21 protein-coding genes, 1 other RNA gene and 1 pseudogene are annotated in these 22,660 nt (G+C 42.6%); 13 read left to right on the top strand and 10 right to left on the bottom strand.

Translation table 11 applies throughout. The annotated features are described in order from the left end of the window. Positions 1–46 precede the first annotated feature (46 nt). The 6 genes from QJS82_RS08380 (at position 47) to QJS82_RS08355 (ending at position 7,048) form a co-directional block, all read left to right on the top strand. Complete coding sequence (locus QJS82_RS08380) at positions 47–1,786, top strand: glutamine--tRNA ligase/YqeY domain fusion protein (RefSeq protein WP_281490176.1); 1,740 nt, start codon at positions 47–49, stop codon at positions 1,784–1,786. 142 nt (positions 1,787–1,928) lie between these two features. After that, positions 1,929–2,687, top strand: a complete 759-nt coding sequence (locus QJS82_RS08375) for a phospholipase D family protein (RefSeq protein WP_281490175.1) — start codon at positions 1,929–1,931, stop codon at positions 2,685–2,687. A gap of 245 nt (positions 2,688–2,932) precedes the next feature. After that, entirely contained in the window at positions 2,933–3,571 is a 639-nt protein-coding gene (locus QJS82_RS08370) for a peroxiredoxin (RefSeq protein WP_281490174.1), read from the top strand. Between the two features lie 238 nt (positions 3,572–3,809). Next, positions 3,810–4,472 (top strand): glutathione S-transferase family protein, encoded by a 663-nt coding sequence (locus tag QJS82_RS08365; RefSeq protein ID WP_281490173.1) that lies wholly within the window; start codon positions 3,810–3,812, stop codon positions 4,470–4,472. 340 nt (positions 4,473–4,812) lie between these two features. Further along, the gene (gene tnpB, locus QJS82_RS08360) at positions 4,813–5,964 is read left to right on the top strand and encodes an IS200/IS605 family element RNA-guided endonuclease TnpB (RefSeq protein ID WP_281490172.1); all 1,152 of its coding nucleotides are present in this window, start codon (positions 4,813–4,815) and stop codon (positions 5,962–5,964) included. A gap of 163 nt (positions 5,965–6,127) precedes the next feature. Beyond that, entirely contained in the window at positions 6,128–7,048 is a 921-nt protein-coding gene (locus QJS82_RS08355) for an META domain-containing protein (protein WP_281490171.1), read from the top strand. Positions 7,049–7,343: 295 nt separating this feature from the next. Here the strand turns inward: QJS82_RS08355 and ruvC are convergent, their stop codons facing one another. Next, positions 7,344–7,928 (bottom strand): crossover junction endodeoxyribonuclease RuvC, encoded by a 585-nt coding sequence (ruvC, locus tag QJS82_RS08350; protein WP_045446965.1) that lies wholly within the window; start codon positions 7,926–7,928, stop codon positions 7,344–7,346. Positions 7,929–8,081: 153 nt separating this feature from the next. Between ruvC and QJS82_RS08345 the strand changes: the two genes are divergently transcribed. Continuing rightward, entirely contained in the window at positions 8,082–8,702 is a 621-nt protein-coding gene (locus QJS82_RS08345; protein WP_201562955.1) for an FxsA family protein, read from the top strand. Positions 8,703–8,837: 135 nt separating this feature from the next. On the opposite strand, the gene ssrS is transcribed toward QJS82_RS08345, so the two are convergent. Beyond that, positions 8,838–9,033: non-coding RNA, 6S RNA (ssrS, locus tag QJS82_RS08340), on the bottom strand. Positions 9,034–9,278: 245 nt separating this feature from the next. Between ssrS and gpmI the strand changes: the two genes are divergently transcribed. The 3 genes from gpmI to QJS82_RS08325 all read left to right on the top strand — a co-directional run bounded on the left by gpmI (position 9,279) and on the right by QJS82_RS08325 (position 14,322). Beyond that, positions 9,279–10,937, top strand: a complete 1,659-nt coding sequence (gene gpmI / locus QJS82_RS08335) for a 2,3-bisphosphoglycerate-independent phosphoglycerate mutase (RefSeq protein ID WP_201624929.1) — start codon at positions 9,279–9,281, stop codon at positions 10,935–10,937. 357 nt (positions 10,938–11,294) lie between these two features. Further along, on the top strand, positions 11,295–12,449 hold the full coding sequence (tnpB, locus tag QJS82_RS08330) for an IS200/IS605 family element RNA-guided endonuclease TnpB (RefSeq protein WP_281490170.1): 1,155 nt from the start codon (positions 11,295–11,297) through the stop codon (positions 12,447–12,449). Positions 12,450–12,768: 319 nt separating this feature from the next. Beyond that, positions 12,769–14,322, top strand: coding sequence for a S41 family peptidase (locus QJS82_RS08325; protein WP_281490169.1), 1,554 nt, complete (start codon positions 12,769–12,771; stop codon positions 14,320–14,322). A 47-nt stretch (positions 14,323–14,369) separates the two neighbouring features. Here the strand turns inward: QJS82_RS08325 and QJS82_RS08320 are convergent, their stop codons facing one another. Next, positions 14,370–14,708 carry a helix-turn-helix domain-containing protein gene (locus tag QJS82_RS08320; RefSeq protein ID WP_281490168.1) on the bottom strand — a complete coding sequence of 113 codons (339 nt, stop codon included), beginning with the start codon at positions 14,706–14,708 and terminating at the stop codon, positions 14,370–14,372. A gap of 308 nt (positions 14,709–15,016) precedes the next feature. Between QJS82_RS08320 and QJS82_RS08315 the strand changes: the two are divergent. Further along, a pseudogene (locus QJS82_RS08315) lies at positions 15,017–15,765 on the top strand (IS5 family transposase). Here the strand turns inward: QJS82_RS08315 and QJS82_RS08310 are convergent. The 6 genes from QJS82_RS08310 to QJS82_RS08285 all read right to left on the bottom strand — a co-directional run bounded on the left by QJS82_RS08310 (position 15,758) and on the right by QJS82_RS08285 (position 19,692). Next, positions 15,758–16,558, bottom strand: coding sequence for a sigma-54 interaction domain-containing protein (locus QJS82_RS08310; RefSeq protein ID WP_281490167.1), 801 nt, complete (start codon positions 16,556–16,558; stop codon positions 15,758–15,760). The pseudogene QJS82_RS08315 and the gene QJS82_RS08310 sit on opposite strands and share 8 nt — an antisense overlap. A gap of 30 nt (positions 16,559–16,588) precedes the next feature. Then, the gene (locus tag QJS82_RS08305) at positions 16,589–16,930 is read right to left on the bottom strand and encodes a response regulator (RefSeq protein WP_281490166.1); all 342 of its coding nucleotides are present in this window, start codon (positions 16,928–16,930) and stop codon (positions 16,589–16,591) included. A 176-nt stretch (positions 16,931–17,106) separates the two neighbouring features. Continuing rightward, the gene (locus QJS82_RS08300) at positions 17,107–17,757 is read right to left on the bottom strand and encodes a sensor histidine kinase (protein WP_281491699.1); all 651 of its coding nucleotides are present in this window, start codon (positions 17,755–17,757) and stop codon (positions 17,107–17,109) included. 45 nt (positions 17,758–17,802) lie between these two features. After that, the gene (locus QJS82_RS08295) at positions 17,803–17,940 is read right to left on the bottom strand and encodes a hypothetical protein (protein WP_281490165.1); all 138 of its coding nucleotides are present in this window, start codon (positions 17,938–17,940) and stop codon (positions 17,803–17,805) included. Positions 17,941–17,981: 41 nt separating this feature from the next. Beyond that, positions 17,982–18,980: a hypothetical protein gene (locus QJS82_RS08290; RefSeq protein WP_281490164.1), complete on the bottom strand. Its 999-nt coding sequence runs from the start codon at positions 18,978–18,980 to the stop codon at positions 17,982–17,984. 76 nt (positions 18,981–19,056) lie between these two features. Then, positions 19,057–19,692, bottom strand: a complete 636-nt coding sequence (locus tag QJS82_RS08285) for a response regulator (RefSeq protein ID WP_149488971.1) — start codon at positions 19,690–19,692, stop codon at positions 19,057–19,059. 475 nt (positions 19,693–20,167) lie between these two features. Between QJS82_RS08285 and QJS82_RS08280 the strand changes: the two genes are divergently transcribed. Then, the gene (locus QJS82_RS08280) at positions 20,168–21,277 is read left to right on the top strand and encodes a serine hydrolase (RefSeq protein WP_281490163.1); all 1,110 of its coding nucleotides are present in this window, start codon (positions 20,168–20,170) and stop codon (positions 21,275–21,277) included. A gap of 93 nt (positions 21,278–21,370) precedes the next feature. Beyond that, on the top strand, positions 21,371–22,042 hold the full coding sequence (locus QJS82_RS08275) for a thiamine phosphate synthase (RefSeq protein ID WP_281490162.1): 672 nt from the start codon (positions 21,371–21,373) through the stop codon (positions 22,040–22,042). A gap of 29 nt (positions 22,043–22,071) precedes the next feature. Here the strand turns inward: QJS82_RS08275 and QJS82_RS08270 are convergent, their stop codons facing one another. Continuing rightward, complete coding sequence (locus QJS82_RS08270) at positions 22,072–22,401, bottom strand: TraR/DksA family transcriptional regulator (RefSeq protein ID WP_281490161.1); 330 nt, start codon at positions 22,399–22,401, stop codon at positions 22,072–22,074. Between the last annotated feature and the right edge of the window lie 259 nt (positions 22,402–22,660).

The raw sequence follows: 22,660 nt of genomic DNA, 5'->3' as shown, positions 1-22,660 counted from the left end.
ATGGCACGTAGCATGAACTGACAATTTGCTTTAGGAGCAATGCCCGATGAGTGAGCACTCAAGCAACAATGCACAAAAAGACGAACAAAAAAACGATTTTATTCGTAATATCATTCGTGACGATGTCAATGCGCAAAAATACCCACAAATCGTGACGCGTTTCCCGCCTGAGCCAAACGGCTACTTGCATTTAGGTCATGTTAAATCCATCTGTCTAAACTTTGGTGTGGCTAAAGAGTTTGGGGGTGTTTGTAACCTACGTTTTGATGACACCAATCCGACTGCAGAAAAGCAGGATTACATCGATAATATTAAGAACGATGTGAAATGGTTAGGATTTGAGTGGGCAGGAGAGGCGCATCATGCGTCAGGCTACTTCGACCAGTTGTATGCATGGGCCGTGCAGTTGATTGAGCAGGGCGATGCCTATGTAGACTTGCAGTCACCTGAGCAAATTAAAGAAAACCGTGGCTCCTTTAATGAAGCTGGCACGCCATCACCACATCGTGATGCCAGTGTTGAAGAAAACTTGACCCTTTTTAATGATATGAAAGAAGGTAAGTTTGCGGAAGGTAAAGCGGTGCTGCGAGCCAAGATTGATATGGCCAGCCCAAACATGAATATGCGCGACCCTGTCATCTACCGCGTCATGCATCAAGCGCATCATCAAACGGGTGATAAATGGTGCATTTATCCGATGTATGATTTTGCCCATCCGCTCTCGGATGCACTCGAAGGCATTACCCATTCGTTATGTACGCTGGAGTTTGAAGACCATCGTCCATTCTATGATTGGGCGGTTGAAAAGATCGGCTTTGATGTACCGCCGCATCAGTACGAGTTTAGCCGCCTAAATGTCGACCATACCATGACCAGTAAGCGTAAGCTTAAGCAGTTGGTTGATGAAAATATCGTTAGCGGTTGGGATGATCCGCGTATGCCAACGATCGCTGGTATGCGCCGCCGTGGTTATACGCCAGAGGGTTTACGTGATTTTTGTGAGCGTGTTGGCGTGACCAAAGTAGACAGCGTTGTTGATTTTCGCTTATTAGAATTTAGTATTCGTCAATCATTAGAGACGACTACGGCGCGTGGTATGGCAGTGCTTAAGCCATTAAAAGTGACGATTACTAACTTTCGTGATGCGGTCAGTAGTTGGGAATCGCAAAAGGCTGATAGCGTTAATGCGCGTTGGGACGATGATGCACAGACTTTATGGTTGACGCAGCCAAATCATCCTAACGTCGATATGGGCGAGCGTGAAATTCCGTTTACCGAAACCCTTTATATTGACCAAGGCGATTACGAAATTGAGCCGCCAGCAGGTTATAAGCGTCTATCACCAGAAAAGCCAGAAATTCGTCTGCGTAATACTTATGTATTGGCAGTGACTGAGCATATTCTTGATGACGCTGGCAATGTTGTTGAGCTAAAAGCCACGATTGATCCTGCAACGTTAGGCAACAACCCTGAAGGTCGTAAGGTTAAAGGTGTTATTCACTGGGTATCTGCCAGTCAAGGCGTCCCAGCGACCGTGCGTATGTATGAGCAATTATTTAGTGTCGAAGATCCAAGTAGCGTCGCTGATGTGCATCAAGCATTGAATGCTAATTCGTTGACTGAGCTCGATGCCGTGGTTGAGCCGTCATTAGCTAATAGTGATGCTGGCACGCGTTTCCAGTTTGAGCGTGAAGGTTACTTTATCGCTGATACAGCAGACCATAGCAGCGATAAGCCGGTATTTAACCAAATTGTTAGTTTGCGCGACAGCTATAAACCAGCTTAGTGTATAACTATTGGCTTTATTAACCGTGTTTAAAACAGCACTGAACAATAGTAGTTTTCAAACTTGCCCATTTCTAGTACGCTAGAGATGGGCTTTTTTTGTATAAGCATGGATTTTAATCGTTGATGTTGAGGGTAAAGGAATGGCAAAGTTTTTAAATAGCAGTGGTACAACTTATCATTTAGAGGAATTGATTAAAAATGCTTCTGACCGCTTGATTATTATTAGCCCGTATTTAAAGCTAAATGAGCGTATTAAAGAGCTATTAGAAGACCGTAATCGTCTTAAAATTGATATACGTATTGTTTATGGCAAAAACGATTTACACCCTGAAGAAATAAATTGGCTCAAAAACCTAACATTTATTCGTACCAGCTTTTGTAAGAATCTACATGCTAAATGCTACCTCAATGAAAATGAATGCATTATTACTAGCTTGAACCTGTATGAGTTTAGCCAAGTGAATAATAATGAGATGGGTGTGCTGATTTACCGTAACGAAGACGCGAAGCTTTATGCCGATACTTACGAGGAAGCCCAGCGTATCATTCGTATCAGTGATGAAGTGCGCATGTCGCTTGAAAAAGTAACTGAATCTGATAGTAGTGTTGATAATAAAGCCACTGTCAACCATAAGACCGTTAGCCATAATGCTAATACAACGGTTAAACCTGCGGCAGAAACGGCAACACCTAATTACTCGAAGCTGACAACTGCAAAGCTTGCTAAAGAGTTGGGCTTTAAGACCCAAGAGTTAAATGATAAATTGCTAGCAGCTGGCTATGTACAAGAGCAAGAAGGAGAGCTTACATTAACAGATGCTGGACGTGCCGCTGGCGGTACAAGTAAAAAAGGAAAGTTTGGTGAGTTTTGCTTGTGGGATTCAGGAATGGTGATTTAATTACTTTGCTAACAATACATTTATTCAGTTAGGGATAAACGGAATAAGCGCATTACAATCCGTCACAAGACATTCATAACCAGTTTGTTAATATAAAGTGAGTTCTTACTGATGTGCTTAGCGCTATTTTGATACCTGAGCATATCGATGATAATAATAGAGCGCATAGATACTTTCTAGCATTAGATACTTTGTAGTATTAATGGGTATTAACGCTCATCACAAACATAAATAAGGAATTAAGCATGGCAAATTTACGTCTGGGTGATACTGCACCAAATTTTGACGCCACAACCACTGACGGTGATATCAATTTCCACGAATGGGCAGGGGACAGTTGGGTTGTCTTTTTCTCACATCCTGCAGATTATACGCCAGTATGTACTACTGAGCTTGGTCGTACCGCAGCACTAGGCGGTGAGTTCCAAAAGCGCAATGTTAAACCAATCGCGCTATCGGTTGATGGTTTAGAAGATCATAAAGGTTGGGTAAGTGATATTGAAGAAACCCAAGGTACTGCTGTCAATTTCCCTATCATTGCTGACCCTGAGCGCAAAGTCGCTGATCTCTATGACATGATTCATCCAAATGCTGATAGTACGGCGACGGTCAGAAGTGTGTTTATTATTGATCCTAAGAAAAAAGTACGCTTAACGCTGACTTATCCAGCCAGCTGTGGCCGTAACTTTGATGAGATTATTCGCGTGATTGATGCGCTGCAATTGTCTGATGAATATAACGTAGCAACGCCTGTTGATTGGAAAGATGGCGACGACGTTATCATTCCACCAAGTGTGAAAAACGAAGACATCGCTGCTAATTATCCTAAAGGTTATACCGAAATTAAGCCTTATTTACGTACTACACCTGCGCCTAACAAATAAGTTAAGCGTATATGATAGTTGTAATAGATGAAAAGTGAAAAGCCCTCTGACTTAATGTTATGGGGCTTTTTTTACGTTTCAGCTTTTTATTGGCGTTAAGGTTTTGCTATGATGAGCAGAGTAGGCTATAACTGTTATATAGTGCATTGATAATTTTATCCAAACGCTATTTGCAATAATCATAATAAAGCCTAGCAGCGCTGAGTCGCTTTTGAGACCATCTTACAAGGAGTTTGCCATGAAAAAACTATACGTTACCCGTACTGCGCCCAATCCACGTAAAGCCCTGATTTTATTAGCGTCAAAAGGTATCGATGTTGACGATATGGATGATGTCGATGTGGTCGATATAGATTTTGCTACTAATGAGCAGATGTCTGATGAGTTTACCAAGATGAATCCGATGCAGACAGTGCCAGTATTAAAATTGGATGATGGCACCATACTCAATGATTCGCAGGCAGTGTGCGAATATCTCGACCGTGTCTATGGCGAGCGTTCAGTGATGGGTAATGATGTGGTACAACGGGCGCAAGTATGTTCTATGCGCCGTATTGCTGAGTTTGAGGTGCTGTATAACTTTATGCTGGCGTTTCAGCACAGTCACCCATCTAAAGCGCAGCGGGTTGAACAAGTGCCAGAATTTGTCGCGCCGTCTATCGCGCGCGCTGTTAAAGCATTGCCCTATTTTGAAAATATATTAGATGGCCACGATTACTTAGTTGGTGATCAGTTAAGTTTTGCTGATATTGTGCTGTATTTAGGTTTGGACTTTGGCAAAATACTCAAGGTTAACCCGAATGAACAGGGCGAAAATCTGGCGCGGTTTTATCAAATGATGAACGAGCGTTTTAGTATTAAAAATATGGCAAAAGCCAAGCCTGCTCACGAAAGTGAGTAAAAACGGCATGGTATTATAAATTTAACAGCAAACTTAGCAATAAATAACGCCGATAGCCTTGGTTCGCTAATATCATTGTTAGCGGCCCGAGGCTTTTTTAATCCACAGCTTAAATGAGAAATCAAACGATAATAGTTACTATTGATATATAAGATTACACACTTCGTTACAAAACTTACCATCATCGGCGCTATAGTGGTCAAATTATGAACACTTTGCCAAAAACCGCGCAGAAAGCCCCTACTTCTAAAGTATCGGGATGAATGCGTTATTGGTAGCAGTCCTTACTACCTATGGTATTATAATTAATAATCATACCACTTATTAACAACAAGCAGCGATGCCAAAGCAAATCCTAAAAGCCTATAAAGTCAGACTATATCCGACCATTGTCCAGCAAGTATTCTTTGCCAAGTCATTCGGCTGTGTGCGCTTTATTTGGAATAAGATGCTTAGCGATAAGATTGAGCACTATAAAGAAACTAAAACAACCCTCAAAAACTACCCTGCTCAGTATAAAAAAGAGTTTGAGTGGCTACAAGAGGTCGATAGCCTGGCATTGTCTAAAGTTGAACGTCATTTGCAAAAAGCCTATCAGTCGTTCTTTAAAAACGGCACAGGCTTCCCCAAGTTCAAGAAAAAAGGGCAACGCGATAGCTACACCACCAACAACCAAAAGGGCACAGTGGCGATCACAGAGAGCACCGTTAAACTGCCTAAGATTGGCCATATCCCCGCTAAATTCCCGAATAAAATAAACGGTTTGATTAAGAGCGCTACCATCAGTAGAACCCCATCAGGCAAATACCATGTCAGCTTATTGGTTAAAACCATTGCCACACCACTACCAAAAACACACTCTAACATCGGTATTGATTTAGGATTAACTGACTTCATCGTCTTATCGGACGGCACTAAAGTAGCTAATCCTAAGTTTTTATCGAAGCTGCAACACAAGTTGGCAAGAGAGCAAAAGATTTTAGCCAAACGTAGAGCAGTTGCCAAAGTTGCTAATCGCAAACTTAGTGACAGTCGCAATTATCAAAAGCAAAAATTTAAAGTCGCTAAAGTTTATGAGCAAATAACCAATAGCCGCACTGACTTTCTACACAAACTCTCATTTAATCTCATCAAAAACCACGATGTGATTGCCATAGAGGATTTAAACATCAAGGGTATGGTTAAGAACCATAAACTCGCCAAAGCCATCTCAGACAGTTCATGGTCAACATTCACCACCATGCTTGCTTATAAAGCGCAATGGTATGGCAAAACGCTTGTTAAAATAGACCGATGGTATCCATCCTCTAAAACCTGCTCAGGCTGCAACCACTTACTGACCAAGGCTGAATTACCCTTGTCATTGCGATCATGGGATTGCCCTAGTTGTTTGCAAACCAATGATCGGGACATTAACGCCAGTATCAACATTCTCAATGAAGGTTTGAAACTGGCCACACTCAAAACCGTCGGTTCGACGGAGTTAGCTTAGTCAATTTACCTAACCGCTGATACAGAATACTGTATCAAGTATGGGTATTACCTAAGAAACCCCTACTTCTAAGGTAGTGGGTAGTTCATAAAAATAGATATAATCACTCCTTGTATAGGCAACAGTGAATTATGAAAAAGTTTAATCACAAGGTATGACGCTCATGACATCATCTTTTACCACGCTATCTTCTATCCGCTCATTTTCTAGGTTTGCTTTAGTGCCAAGTATTTTAGCAGCAAGTTTGGCCTTGGGTGCTTGTCAAAAAGACGCTGCGCCTACTGGCGGTGACGCACCAGACAACACTGAAGCGGGCACATTAACTGATGCCACATTAAACACCGATGCGGCATCTGATACAAGTAGTGATACTAAACTGACTTCAGAGCAAGAGATAATTAAAGATTTAGCGCGTTATCGTTGGACATTAATGGATATCGATGACAAAAGTGGTGGACCTGTCATAACGACGCTTATGGATATTAAGGAGCAAGTCATGCTGCTGTTTAGTCAAAATCAAGGTCAAAACACGCTGAACTATAGTGTAGGTTGCAACACGATAAGTGCTGTGTATCAGTTGCAAGGTCAGACGCTAACGATCGAAGAGAGCATGAGCACCAAAATGCTCTGCGAAGATCTCAATAAAGCAGAGAATCTTTTAAATACCTTGATGCAAGGTAGCAGTCAGCTGAGTGTGACTGAAGGTGAAAACCCAGTGCTTACACAAGTGACCAGTAATGCGATTACGTTGACTTGGCAAGGTAAGCTTACCTCACAAGCCAAATATAACAGTAAAGGTGAAACCGTATTTTGGGCGGTAAATGCTAAGAAAGTAGCGTGTGCTGATGATAGCTCAGAGATGTGTTTACAAGTGAAGCCCGTCATTTATGATGACCAAGGTATTAAAGTGAGTGAAGGAGAATGGTCAGCATTTACTGGTGAAATTGATGGCTATCAGCATGACGGCATGCATGACGAAGTATTGCGTCTCCAGCGTTATGAGTTAGATAGTAACGAAAGCACAGAAGGCGAAGAATATGCTTATGTGTTGGACGCGGTGATTGAGAGTGCGGTAGCAGAGTAACTCGGTTAGTTGCTTATACTATATAGTCAGTTCAATATAAAAGAGATACGTTCAAAATAACGTTCTGCTGAGATAAATTTTCCTAGCTTGCTGTGCGCTTCGCACTCTAGAGGCTTCGAAAAATTTATCTCAGCAGCACTGCATTCTTTTTAAATCGCATCCGCCATAGTAAAAACATAGCATAAATAAATAGTCAGATAGTTTAAATAAAAAACACGCGCCGTTTGGACGCGTGTTTTTTTATGGTTATTTGCTATGTTCTATTATCTTTTGCCTTCTTATCTTAACGCCAATACTAACGCAAATTGCCTAAGTCTTCTTCTGTCAAACGCCAGCGCCCTTTTTTCTTAGAAGCACCGCGTCCACGCATGGCACTATTTAAAATTAATTTGTTCATTGAATGGCTTGAGTGCGCATGACAAATGGCGCAGGCAAGACCATCAGCGGCGTCTTGTTGCGGAACCACGTCTAAAGACAGTATGCGGCAGACCATTTCTTGGACTTGCTCTTTTGCTGCTGCCCCATAACCACAAACCGCTTGTTTAATTTGGCGAGCGGTATATTCGGATACTTCTAAATCAAGAGCGACCATGGCAGCAATCGCTGCACCGCGTGCTTGCCCAAGCTTCAGCGCTGAGTCTGGGTTTTCTGCCATAAACACTTGCTCGATAGCGGTATAAATAGGCTCATCGGCATATTTTAGATGATGCTGGGTAATACGGGTCAAGCCATTAAAAATACGCTTAAGACGCTCAGGCATCTCTTTGGTATCCGTACGAATAGTGCCGGCATCAATATATGTCAGCTTATCGCCCGTTTGTTGAACAATGCCATAACCGGTCATGCGCGAACCCGGATCAATCCCGATAATAATTGCCATAGTATTCCGTCTTGCTTACATTTTGTTTTATGGCTTAAAAATCAGCCTTAAGTTTGATAGTATAGCAATCAATCCCCATATACATCATATGTTAGCCATTTTAATTTTCATGGCGCTCAATTTTTTAGATTTTATCTTATAGGACGACACTTTATGGGTCAGATAGTTGGTATTGCCATCGTTTGGTTTATTATCGAGATGCTACTGTGGTATTTGCTTGCTCAATTTATGAGCGGTTGGTGGGTGTTTATGTGGTTTATCATCGCCGCCGTCATCGGTATCTCACTGATGCGTAAAGGGATGGCAGCACTCAATCCAATGGCACAGCAGATGAAAGCGGGCGGTATGATGAATCCTGCGATGCGTCCGCAAGAATCAACCATGATTAAAAGTGTCGCCATGGCAGCTGCCGGTATTTTGCTGCTGATTCCGGGTGTGCTGAGTGATTTATTGGCGTTATTGGTAATATTGCCGCCAGTGCAGAAAAAGTTGAAAGACTTTGCTAATAACTACGTCATGAACAATCAGCAAAAAATGATGGAGATGATGGCGAAACAGATGGGCGGCGGACAAAATCCGTTCGGTGGTGCTGGCGGCATGGGTGGTCAAAACCCATTTGGCGGTGCAGGTGGTATGAATAACCAAAACCCATTTGGTCAGCAACAGCAAAACCCATTCGGCGATGTGTTTAAACAGCATACCACCGTTGATGGTACGGCAAAAACCATTCCGAAAGATGTGAAAAAAATCACCAAATCTGCCAATGATGAATAGTTCATTTATTAATAAGTAGGTAGATAAGCAGACATAAAAAAAGCCCCTTTCGTCAATGACAAAAGGGGCTTTTTGAGCGTTAAAACTATTTTTTATAAAGGTAATATTTATAAACAAAATAGTTAATAACTGAATGAAACAACCGAAGTGCCGCCGCAAGATGGTGACCCATGAACCGTGAAGTTCAGGGCGGATGCGTCACTGCCTCTGCAGGTTTCCTGAGACACCGCAAGCGGTGCAGGCATACACAATGAAGCAATAGGTACCACATCCTGGTAAAGCATTATCGGCTCAGGGAATAAACATCTACTAGCCAACACTTCAGAATATAATTATCTTAACCAATGGTTTGAGTGATTGCAAGTATGATTTACAGATTACTACGTAGGTTTAGATCTTAGCATTATTGTTGTCGAGTTTTAAGCGTCTTTTTTAGCCAATAAAAGCGCTCAAAACTTTAATTACGGGCTTAAAGGGGCGTTTTTTCAGCTATTTGGAGATGTGTGGTAATATAGAGGGCTTTAAACATCCTAATATAGCATTATAGGCGTTCATTCACTTGAGGAGCGGTAATCCATGACCCATAACCAGCAACAATCAGAATTCATCGACGATAGTCAGGCCCAGCTCAATAATAAGCAGGATAGCGAGCAAAATAAAAAAGTGCCGCATGTCTTAATGATATTAGATGGTTTTGGGCATCGTGAAGACGACAAGGATAATGCGATTGCTGCCGCCGATATGCCAAACTTGGATAAGATTTACCAGCAATATCCGCATGGATTGATATCGGCTTCCGGAGAAGATGTCGGTCTGCCAGACGGACAGTTTGGTAACTCAGAAGTTGGGCATATGAATTTGGGCGCGGGCCGTGTGCTGTATCAAGACTCAACCCGTATCTCAAGTGAAGTGGCCAATCGTGAGTTTTATAAAAACGAAGCCTTGGTCAATGCGGTGAAAGCAGCAAACGAGCTTGGCGGTAACGTGCATATTATGGGACTGTTGTCAGATGGCGGCGTCCACTCGCATCAAGACCATATCGAAGCAATGTGCCATTCAGCGTTGGTACACGGTGCCAAAAATGTCTTTGTCCATTGTTTTCTAGACGGTCGTGATACGCCGCCAAAATCTGCTGATAAGTATATCAATCGCTTACGGGAGCATATTGGGAAACTCAATGCCCATTACGAAGGTGGTCGCGTCCAGATTGCCAGTATCATCGGGCGCTACTATGCGATGGATCGTGACAATCGTTGGGATCGCGTGCAAAAAGCCTATGAGCTTATCACCGAAGGTAAAGCCGATCGCTTAGCAACGCGTGCAGATGGCGCGGTACAAGCGGCGTACAAAGCACGTGAAACTGATGAGTTTATCAATCCAACCATTGTCATTGGTCGCGATGAAGTGCCATATACCGTCGATGATAATGATGCGCTTATCTTTATGAACTTCCGCGCTGACCGTGCCCGTGAGCTTGCGCAAGCATTCGTGCTACCAGATCATGAGTTTTCAGGCTTTGCCCGTCATAAGCAACCAAGGCTTGCCGCTTTTGTGATGTTGACGAAATACTCTGACGTTTTAGCAGCCAATCCAAAAACCAGCATTGCTTATTATCCAACGTCATTGACCAATACGCTTGGCGAGTATTTGCAGAATAAAGGTAAAACCCAGTTACGTATCGCTGAAACTGAAAAGTATGCGCATGTGACGTTTTTCTTTAGTGGCGGCCGTGAAGAAGAGTATAAAGGCGAGACGCGGATTTTAGTGCCATCTCCCGATGTTGCCACTTATGATTTAAAGCCAGAAATGAGCGCCCCTGAGGTGACGGATGAATTGGTGGCTGCCATTGAGTCTGGTAAATATGATGTATTAGTAGTCAACTATGCCAATGGCGATATGGTTGGGCATACAGGTATCTTTGATGCGGCGGTTAAAGCGGTAGAGGCGTTAGATGTCTGTATTGGTCGCGTAGAGACCGCGGTACGAGCAGCTGGCGGTAATATGCTTATCACGGCTGACCATGGTAACTGTGAGCAGATGCAAGATTATGAAAGCGGGCAGGTACATACGCAGCATACTACTGAGCACGTGCCATTGATTTATATTGGCGAGCAGTCAGTAACAGTACGTAGTGGCGGTAAGCTGAGTGATATTGCACCAACTATTTTGGCGTTGATGAATATTGAGCAGCCAGATGAGATGACCGGTGAAAATTTATTGGTTCCAGCATCATAATACGGCTACGTAGTATTAATGTTTAAGGCTAATGCTTAATGGTAAGGCTTTAACAGCTTATTAATACGGCTGAGCATTTTAAAAGAGGGAAGGATATTTATTATCCTTCCCTCTTTTTATGTGCTTTTTTAGATATTTTCTGCTGCTTTGTTTTTGATGCATCTTGCCTGATACATTTTGCCTAAATTATTTGCAATACTATCCTAGTTTAAGATAGCCGCTTGGTGTTATTTTAACATCTTAGCGCAGAGTTCTCCCACCTCTAAGGTGGTGAGATGAATGCGTTGTTGGTTATAATAACCTCTACCTGTAGTATAATTAATAATAAATATAACACCAACTAACAATAAGTATTTCATGCCAAAGCAAATCCTAAAAGCCCATAAAGTCAGGCTGTACCCTAATGAAGAACAGCAAATATTCTTCGCTAAATCATTCGGCTGCACACGCTTTATTTGGAATAGGATGCTTAGTGACAAGATTGATCATTACAACGAACATCAGACCGAGCTTAAAAACACTCCTGCTCAGTATAAGAAAGAATTTGAATGGCTAAAAGAAGTCGATAGCTTGGCATTGGCTAATGTGCAGCAAAACCTAAGAGCTGCTTATAATAAGTTTTTCAAGCAAGGCGCCCGATTCCCTAAGTTCAAGAAAAAAGGGTTTAAAGACAGTTACACCACCAACAACCAAAAGGGTACAGTGGCGATCACAGATAGCACTGTCAAGCTGCCTAAGGTTGGTCATATCAACGCCAAGTTCCCCGATAAAATAAACGGCTTAATTAAGAGCGCCACCATCAGCCATACCCCATCAGGTAAATATTTTGTCAGCTTACTGGTTGAAACCATCGTTAATGAATTACCAAAAACCCACTCTAACATCGGCATTGACTTAGGATTGACAGACTTTATCGTCTTATCAGACGGCAGGAAAGTTGCTAATCCTAAGTTTCTATCGAAGCTGCAAGACAAGCTTGCGCGTGAGCAAAAAATTTTAGTCAAACGCAGAGCCGTTGCTAAAGCGGATCAACGCAAGTTGTCAGAGAGCCGCAACTATCAAAAGCAAAAAATAAAAGTCGCCAAGGTCTATGAGAAAATAACCAATACTCGCAAAGACTTTCTACATAAACTCTCATTCAATCTCATCAAAAACCACGATGTTATTGCTATTGAGGACTTGAACGTCAAGGGTATGGTTAAGAATCACAAACTTGCAAAAGCAATCAGTGACAGCTCATGGTCGTCATTTACCACCATGCTTGCCTATAAAGCAGACTGGTACGGCAAAACGCTTGTCAAAATAGACCGATGGTTTCCATCGTCTAAGACTTGCTCAAACTGCAACCATCTACTGACTAAAGCTGAATTACCGCTGTCGGTTAGAATGTGGAATTGTCCAAGTTGCTTGCAGCAAAATGACCGCGATATCAATGCCAGTATCAATATCTTACATCAAGGATTGATACTGGCTAAACAATCAAAAACTGTCGGTGCGACAGGGTTAGCTTAGTTGATTCGCTTAACCGCTGATACAGAATATCGTGTCAAGTAAGAGCGTTACCTAAGAAATCTCTACTTCTAAGGTAGGGGGTAGTTCATCGGACATTGTTGATTAATAACTCTATAATTTATTCATCACCCTACAATCATAAATAACCATATAATGATTTGATTCGTCTAACAAAATTATAACAATAATAACCAAACCAAAATAACCAAGCCAACTTTTTTAAGGGGTTTCTTTTATGCTTCCTACTAGCTCTTTATCCTTATTGATGTTTAAGAGATTGGAAAACCCAATGCTGACACTATTTATGAGCGCTCGGTTTATGAATTCTCAATCTTTTGGCTTTAAATCTATTAGCTCGCAGGTATTAAAGCCAGCTATTCTTACAAGCTTACTGGGTTTAGGCGTTGTGACCATGTCTGCCCAAGCGGCTATTAATAACAACGGTAAAATCAATAATAATAAAAACCCTACTTCAAGTTTGCAATTAATCAGTCTTAATGCCGATGATGTGCCATTGGACAACGGTGCGGACGATTTTTCAGATATTGCAGATATGCTCGAATCAGCCGATCAAGTCGATGACTCAATAGATGCTGTCGCTGATGAGAGTGCATTGGATAATGGCTCAGATGCCATTAATACTGATATTCCAAATGAAGTGGCACAGGTGTCATTAAATGCCATTTCGCCTGAAACTCTAAAAACCTTTGTTGCTGTCGTTGATTTGGTACGCCGTGAATATGTTGACGCGGTAAAGGATGAAGAGTTATTTAACAATGCCATGAGTGGTATGTTGACCAAGCTTGATAGTCATGCTGAGTTTTTAGATGCAGAGGCGTATGAGAATTTGCGCGCTTTTACCGAAGGAGATGTCGGTGATATCGGTATCAAAGTGCAATATCACCCAAAAGAAGGTTATTGGGTGATTACGGAGGTGATTGATGGTTCACCTGCTGATAAAAAGGGCATTGCTGTTGGCGATTATTTACATCAAGTCGATGAGTTTAAGCTTGGTGAAGAGGAAGAAAGTAATGATATCGAGCAACTCTTGACAGGGATTGCCGGCACGCAAATAGATGTAGTAACGTCAAAAGCAGGTCGCCGTAAACATACCACGACTTTACAGCGTAATAACAATCATCCGCAGATTATTGAAACTCGATTTGTTGATGGTATGGCGATTATTAGATTGCCCGCCTTTCAAAACAACAGCCGTGAGAAATTACTACAAAGTTTGATTGATTTAGATGCGCCCGTCACCGGAGTATTATTAGATATGCGCGATAATCCCGGCGGCGTATTGGCGTCAGCCGTAAGCGTTGCTAGCTTGTTTATGAGCGATACCGATGTGGTACAAGTGAAAGGTCGCCAAAGTGACTCGCGCACGCTATCGACGCAAGGCGCAGCGTTATTAGAAGCGTTGCCCGTCGTGGTTTTGCAAAACCGTTATTCAGCATCTGCCGCCGAGGTATTAGCCAGCAGTTTGCAAGCGCAGAAGCGCGCCACAATTTTGGGCGAGGTCAGTTATGGAAAAGGCTCAGTACAGTCCGTTATCCCGCTCAATGATGAGCAGGCGGTCAAGCTGACGGTTGCCAACTATATGACCGCATTGGGTAAAAAGATAGATGGGGTTGGGGTAGAGCCTGATGTGACGTTGTTGGGTAATGAGAGCACATGGGAGCAACAGGCGCTTGATTTACTCAGACAGCAAGCACTGCCTTCGGGTATTCGCTTTGTACGTAAGGCACAGGCAGACAGCGGTGCTAAGCAAGATAAGTCTATTAAAGACGAAGCGATTAAAAAGAAAGTCACTCAAAACAATACTGTTATCGATCATGTGATTGATAAACCGACTGCTAAAGACAAACGTTAATTTAAGTAGAGTTTAAATCAAGGCATAGCTTGAACAGTCGCTATTATTTATGATTCAGATTGATCTTCGGCAATCTCTAGCTTGGTCATGCGATAGCGTAAAGAGCGAAAGGTCGTACCCAATAGTTCGGCAGCTTGGGTCTTATTCCAGTTGGTTTGCTTAAGCGCTGTAATGATCAGCCGTCTTTCTTGTTCTTGTAGATAATGCTCTAAGCCTTGGGCAGGTAATTGACCAGCGGCAATATCTTCTTTATGCATGGACTTACTTATAATGTTTTGCTTATCAGCTTGACTGTTTATTGACGCATCTAAGTTGCTACCTACTGAGTTATCAGCAGTTTTTTCGGCATTTTCTGCTGAGCGCGTACTCGCTGGGCTTGTATTCATGGAAGGATAATGCTGAGTGGTGGTTCGATAAGGATGTATATTCGCTTTTGCTTGTTGCGTGCTGTCTGTTTCTACCTTACTTTTTATGGCATTATCTTGTATTGAGTCAGCTACCGAGCTTTCACTTTTATTTGAAAGAGAAGCGTTCGAGATGCTTGCTTTATTGGTACTGATATTTTGACAGGCAGAGGTTATCCTTTCTTGGTGGCTATTAATATCAGGTAGACCTAGGGCGTGTCATCAAATAGAACAGTTATTTTAGAATAAGCTATACTAATTTTATATATAGCAAACTGAGCTCAAGTATTATGACAAGACGACATGCCCTACGAGATGACCAATGGGAGAGAATTAAAGACATCCTTCCAGGTCAACCAAGTGACGTTGGTGTTACTGCAAAAGATAATCGATTATTCATAGAAGCAGTACTGTACCGCTATAAAACCGGCATACCTTGGCGCGACCTACCTGAACGCTTTGGCGACTTTAGAGTGATTCATACTCGTTTTAGCCGTTGGTCAAAAAAAGGCGTATGGGAGCGAGTGTTTAATCAGTTGTCTGAACAATCCGATGATGAATATGCCATGCTAGATGCCACTATTGTTAAAGCCCATCAGCATAGCGCTGGAAAAAAAGGGATCAAGCCATCAGCCGCAGCAAAGGTGGACTGACCACTAAAATACATACTCGTACAGATGCGCTAGGCAATCCTACAGGCTTTTATCTAACAGGTGGCGCAGCGCATGACCTGTGTGGCTCAGATGAGCTATTAGATGTCAGTATTAGCCAAACCTGGCTTGCCGATAAGGCTTACGATGCTGATGCCCGCGTCATTGAACCGATTAAAGCAGTACAAGGCCATGCAGTCATACCATCCAAGTGTCATCGGCTGCAGCAAAGAGACTTCGATAAAGCGCTCTATCAAGCACGACATTTAATTGAGAACTTCTTTGCCAAGATTAAGCAGTACCGTGCGATTGCTACTCGCTATGACAAGTTAGCCAGTCATTTCCTCAGTGCGATTCATCTGGTTTCTTGTGTCATTTGGCTTAATTGATGACATGCCCTAGATGACTGGCATCGATAGTCGACGTTTCTGCCAAGGTTACCGCGCGCTCAAGGACGTTACGCAACTCACGAACGTTACCAGCAAAGTCATGATGTTGCAGGCGCGCGCAAGCAGCGTCAGTCAGTGTTGGCGGCGATTCTAATTGCCATTCATCGGCGATGAGTACCAAAAAGTGCTTAGCCAATACAGGGATATCATCACGCCGCGCGTTGAGCGTTGGCAGTTTAAGCTCAATCACATTAATACGATAATACAAATCTTGGCGAAAATTGCCCGCTTGTACCAGCTGATTTAAATCCTTATGGGTCGCCGATAAAATACGAATATCGACCGGTACTTCTTTGGTATCACCGATTGCGCGCACGGTTTTCTCTTGAATAGCCCGTAGTAATTTAACTTGTATCGCTAGTGGCAAGTCGGCGACCTCATCTAAAAATAAGGTGCCGCCATTGGCTTGTTGAAACAGTCCTTGTTTATCGGCAACAGCGCCGGTAAAGCTGCCTTTTTTATGACCAAAAAACTCCGACTCCATCAGCTCTGACGGTATTGTCCCGCAGTTGACCGGCACAAAGCTGCCATCGCGGCGCGGGCTTAAGTCATGAATCAAGCGCGCCACCACTTCTTTTCCTGTACCTGAAGCCCCTGATAAAAAAACCGGCGCTTGTGAGCGTGCAAATTTTAAAATGGTGTTTTTTAGCGGATGCATGACAGCAGAGTCGCCAATCAAACGGCTATCGAGCATTTGCTGCTCAGGTGAACGCTCAGGCGTTGACTTGGACACATTATCTTGATGAACAACCTTAAGGGCGCTTTAAACCAATTGACGCAGGCGGGGCAGCTCAAGCGGTTTATTCACGAAATCAAAAGCGCCTAGCTTTAACGCTTCAATCGCCAAATCCATACTGCCGTGTGCCGTAATCACTGCAATCGGCGTCGTTGAGCTACCGCTAATATGCTTAACCAACTCTAATCCTGAACCGTCAGGTAATTTTAAATCGGTTAGACAAAAATCATAGTCATTTTCTTGCCAATAAGCTTTGGCTTGCGACAAAGTATAGGCCACATCACTTTTGATGCCCATCTTGGTCAACGTGATTTGTATCAAGCGGCATAAATCTACTTCGTCATCAACGACTAGCGCGGTTGTGGTCATACATCATCTCATTGTTTTCAAGTACTTCATTGTCTTCAAGTACTACAAGGGTGTCAAAAAGGTATTAAAAAATCATCGTATCAAAGTTTATAGTGCATAAGTATCAAGGTTTATAGTGCATAAATAGTAGCGTTTATAAAACATTTATAGGTTTTCAATTATTAGGCAAACGCTTCCTATATGCTTTCATCTGTACTTTCATTGACGTCATGCTGGATGGCAGGGGCAATCAAACGGAAGCAGGTTTTTTTATGTTCTGGAATATAAAGCAGGCGTGCATGGTTGGCCTCACAAAATGCTTGCGATAAGTATAATCCCAAACCTGTGCCAGCTTTATCGGTGGTAAAAAATGGATTAAACAAATGGGTTAAATCTACATCACTAACGCCTGTACCATCATCCAACACATCAATTATAACATCGTTATCAGCACAATAAATCTCGATTTCCACAATGGCATGAGGGTTAGCATAGCTGCTATGACGTAAACCATTGTTAATTAAATTGATAAGAATTTGTTCTAACTGGTGCGTGTCAAATGAGATTGTCGGCTGCGTATGGCTGCGTAAAAAAACATCGTGACCTTGAAAGTAATTGTCTAAAAATGTTGGCATCCAATCCGCAAGGACAATCATTTGCTGGTTGGCAATCTGCTGACGAGACAGCTTTAAGACATCTTCAATAATACGATTGACGCGCTTGGTCTGCGTAAATATCATTTTATAAAGCTCGTGGTTGCCAGCCATTTTTTCATTAGCGCTTGTGTCGTTATCTGCTGTCTGACTTTCTTTGATATCTTCTATTAATAATTGGCTGGCTTGGGAGATTGCTGCTAAAGGATTTCTTATTTCATGGGCAATACTAGCGGTCAGCTATCCTAAAGAGGCCAATTTTAATTGCTGCGCGCTGGCTTGTTCACGGCGTAAATCTTCTAATATGATTAGCTTGCTGTCATCTTTTAAGGGGATAATCTCGACACGCAGCTTTCCGACGACTGAAGCATTGGCCACGGCTGGTAACTCATAAATAAAAGTGCGAGATTGCCCAGCCTCTACCGATAAGCAGGCTTCGAGTAGTTGCAGATGTTGTGCGCGCAGCTGCTGCTGAAAATGAGATACGGGTTGGTTATCATTATAGTATGAGACTTTTTTCGCTGTTTCGCTGTTTCGCTTGGGGTTTTTAGCATCTGACTGATATCGACCGCTTCTGTCGCCGCTAGTGGGGAAGGGTTTGGAATGCTGAGCAGCTGATGGGCGGCAAGGTTTGCCAACACAACATGCTTAGAGTCGATGACGATAACGCCATTGACCATTTGCGTGATGACTTCTTGATTAATAACATTTAAGCGTTCGACTTCTTTTGCGTGGCTTGCCGCTACCTTTTCAAGCTGGACCAAACGCTGTGAGATTGACCAACTTAAACCACCAACTGCCAAAAAACTGGCTGACATCAGTAGCGCATCACCCAAATTTGCCAAACTCATACTGTTGGCAATGGCATAAAAAAACTGCTGATAGATAACAAAGATAATCGCAAGCAAGGTAATGATAAGCGCTTGCGAGCTATGTAAAAGCATAAAGCTGGCGGCGACCACAACCATATATAGCATGGTCAACTGCAAATCGGGCGCGCCAGCGGTATAAAGTAATAAGCTTAAAATGATGACGTCTACTACTAAACCAAAAGCCAGCTGTCGCCGTAGATGCTTGGTCACCACATAAAATAAACCGAGCAAAATCAGGCTCAGCAGGACATAAAAGCTGAGCGCGGTTTGCTGCAAAAAGCTTGGTAATGATGAGCCATCGCTAGAGCGAGCTGTGATATAAACCATCAGCATAGAAAATAGGCTGAGAATAAAGCGATAGCTGCTATAGATCAAACCCAACCTGCGTAGCTGCGGCAACGGCAAGGTATCGTCGCGCTGCAAATAATCCGTGATAGCGGTTATAACGCTAGGAGCAGATTTCTTATGCTGCTCATGTTGCCCATGTTGCTTAGACTTTGACGATGGCACAGGCTTTGAAGGTTTCATAGGCTTTAAAGTTTTCACTGGCTCTAAAGCCTTTTAAGTTGAGCGTGATAGAAGGAGAGGTACTTACTAAACTTAGTAGCTTATGCTTAGTAACTTACGGTTGAATAAGACCATGACGAATGGCTAGATGGGTCAATTTCACATCGCTATCGACGCCGACTTTTTCATAAATACGATAGCGATAAGTGTTGATAGTTTTTACACTGACAAACAACTGATCAGCGATTTGCTGCGGGCTTTGGCAGTTGACTACCATCATAGCGACTTGTTTTTCGCGGTCACTTAATAAGTCAAAAGGCGAGCTGGCGTTATCAGATAAAAGTACGTCTGCCAATTGCTCGGCGACGTCTTGGCTAAAATAGCGCCCACCTTGATAGATTTTTTTGACCGCACGTATCATCTCATCAAGTGGTGTACCTTTGGTAATATAACCATTAACGCCCGCTTTGATGAGCATCGAAGGATAAGGCTGCGCTGACATACTGCTGACGGCCAATATTTTGATGCCCATATCTAACTGAACCAAGCGTTTGGTTGCTTCAAGACCGCCAATATTGGGCATATTGACATCCAGCAATATTACATCAGGGCGCAGCTGTTTCGCCATTTTAATCGCCATATCGCCGCTATCTGCCTCGCCGACGACTTCGATATCGGCACTATCTGCCAACATACGGCTAATGCCCATCCGCACCAAATCATGATCATCTACTACTAATACTCGAATCATAGTTATACTCTTTTCTATCTGTCAGAATAAAGGGCGCACTGCTAATGTTAAGCTGCTTAGCGTGTCTTACTTTGGGTGCTTTATTGAATTAATTTATTGTATTGATTTATTGCAATACTCTAAAAATTCGCTACTGTAAGTATATCAATTAACAAAGACACTGATATTATGCGTCATAGTTTAATATTAACTTTGCAATTAAGAGGTTATAAGCTTAAATGTAAGGCTATATTGCGCCAGTGTTAATAAATATTGCTGTAATATAAAGTAAATGTAGTAAAGTTTGAATGTGGCTAAAAAATGACATCTAATTGATTTAGTAGATTAAACTTAAATGCAAACCATGATACACTAAAAATACAAAAACTCTATGTGAGTATCTACAAACACATCCATAAACGCTACGTACGTGGTTGCTGTTAGTGAGTATGTAACTGACTCTCTAACTAATGGCAGCGCGGCAGCAGGAGGCATAATGAAGCAACTACCATTAACCAAACAGCAATTAATCGCTGCTCTGATTTCATTGAGTTTGGGCAGTGTTGCACAAGCCGCACTTACAATTAATGGTGGTTCTAGCTCAGAGTCTAGCGCTCGTGTGAGCTGGGGCGGTGCCGATAGCCTGTCTGAAGCTCGCAGCATCATGTATAAAGCCAATAATAGTAATAGCGGCTCGGCGATTAAAAAAGTAGATAACGGTCACGGTACCACCAACATTACCAATACCCGCACGTTTGGTAATAGTAATAACAGCTTTAGCAATACGACTAATGCCAACAGCTATAACACCACCTATCGTGGCAGCTTTGGTAGCAGTAGTATGATTCCAATCAGCACCGATTCGCGCAGTGTTGCGGTCATCGATGCTGAAACGGGCGAATCTATCTACGAAAAAGACGCTGATATTGCCCGTCCAATGGCCAGTATCACCAAAGTCATGACGGCGATGGTGGTTTTAGATGCCGGTCTCGACATGCGTGAAGAGCTTACCCTTGACCCAGAAGATTTCGTCGGTCCTAAACGCGCCAGCTCAAACCTTAAGTCGGGCGACCGTTTAAACCGTGCTGAGATGTTACTGATGGCATTAATGAAATCAGAAAATCCTGCGGCAAAAAGTCTAGCGCGTAATTATCCAGGCGGTTATAGTGCCTTTATCCGTGCTATGAATCGCAAAGCACAAGACTTGGGTATGACTACTGCTTTCTTCGGTGATCCAACCGGTCTTGATAAGCGTAACGTTGCTTCGTCAAATGATTTGGTAAAAATGGTGCGTGCTGCTGGTAATTACGATGTCATTCGTCGTTTCTCTACCACCAAAAGCTACGACTTCTATGTCTCTAACTTTTCAAGCGGCAACCGTACTTATAAAGCCAATAACACCAGCAGCTTAGTGCGTGATGGTAGCTATCCGATTGGTATCTCAAAAACAGGCTTTATCAATGAAGCTGGTCGTTGTGTGGTGATGGAAACTCGCGTTAATAATCGCCCTGCAATTATTGTGATTTTAGGCGCGAACAGCTCAGCGACGCGTTGGGGCGATGCTAAAAACATTCTAAACAGCTTGGCGACTCGCCGTACGGTGTAAGCTTGCTGTTTTAGTATCTATAAAAAAGGCTGTTATGCGATATAACAGCCTTTTTATTGTGTTGAATTTAGGGCGTCTTTTAGGAAAAATCATATGACTCAAGCATCGGCTGTTACGCGAGCTCCCAAACTATACTTACTCACCAATGATGATGAGTTTGCAGTTTTATATGCCAAACTAGAAGCAGCATTCGTGACAGGGTTGATAGCGCTATTGCAAATCCGCCGTAAAAAGACTTTACAGCTGCCTGATGGCGCCACAAAACTCTATGATGAAGCGCTGCAAATAGTCCGTTTGGCAAAAACTTATCATGTTCCAGTGGTCATTAATGATGACATTGAGCTTGCCGAAAAACTTGGTGTTGGGGTGCATTTAGGTCAGCAAGATGGCGATATTAACGATGCCAAACGTCAACTAGCGCCCAAACAGATTATTGGTCGTACTTGTCATGGTGATATAGAACTGGTCAAAGAAGCCAAAAAAGAGGGCGCAAGCTATGCGGCGATGGGGGCGGTTTTTGCCTCAAACACCAAGCCCAACGCCAATATTATCTCACGCCAAGAGCTTATTGATGGCTGCCAGCAAGGGATTGATATATGTGTGATTGGAGGCTTAAGCGCAGAAAATATCGTTGAGCTGGCAGGTTTGCCGATTGCTTATGTGGCAGTCGTTGGGGATATTATGGACTTGCCCGTGCAGCAAATCGCGGCGCGCTGTCGGCAATGGCAGCAGGCGCTCGATACTTGGCGTACGCCTGCTGGATAAAAAGTTAGTTTGATAGTAGCGATTTAGGGTTATTTAGCGTGTTCCATACAAAGAGTTGCGTAAGGTAATGCTTTTAAGCGTTGTTCTTCAATTCTTTCACCGCAGACTTCACATTCACCGTAAGTGCCGTTTTCAATACGGCTTAGGGCGTTTTCAACATAGACTAAACTTTGACGTGCCTCGCCCATTAAGTTTGTGCGCATGTCGTTTTGACGGTAAGAGATGGCTTGATCTTCCCAATGTTCATTGAGGTCATCTTGTGGGTTTTGGATATGGTCCTCGATTTTATTGATACGAGTCTCATACTCTTCTTTGAGTTTTAATAGTTCTTGTTTAGCCGTTTTAAGGTCGATACTCATTGGGTTCTCCTAATGGGTTATTTTTATTGTTGGGGTCATTTATTATTACTAGCAGTTTATTATCACTAACCGCTTTATCATAAATAGCCTAACGATTGAGTACCACCACGAAATGTTACTGATTTTTATTGAAATTTCGCCCATTTTTTTATTGTCTAAGCTTACTGGGCGAAATTTATGCAGGTTCTTTATGAGCATCTGCTAGAAAACTGCTAGAATACACCGCCGCAAATTCTTGTTGGGTTGTCTTTATAAAACC

Origin of the sequence: Psychrobacter maritimus (assembly GCF_029953575.1) — a bacterium.
Lineage (GTDB): Bacteria > Pseudomonadota > Gammaproteobacteria > Pseudomonadales > Moraxellaceae > Psychrobacter > Psychrobacter maritimus.
This window is presented reverse-complemented; position numbering and strand designations above follow the sequence as displayed.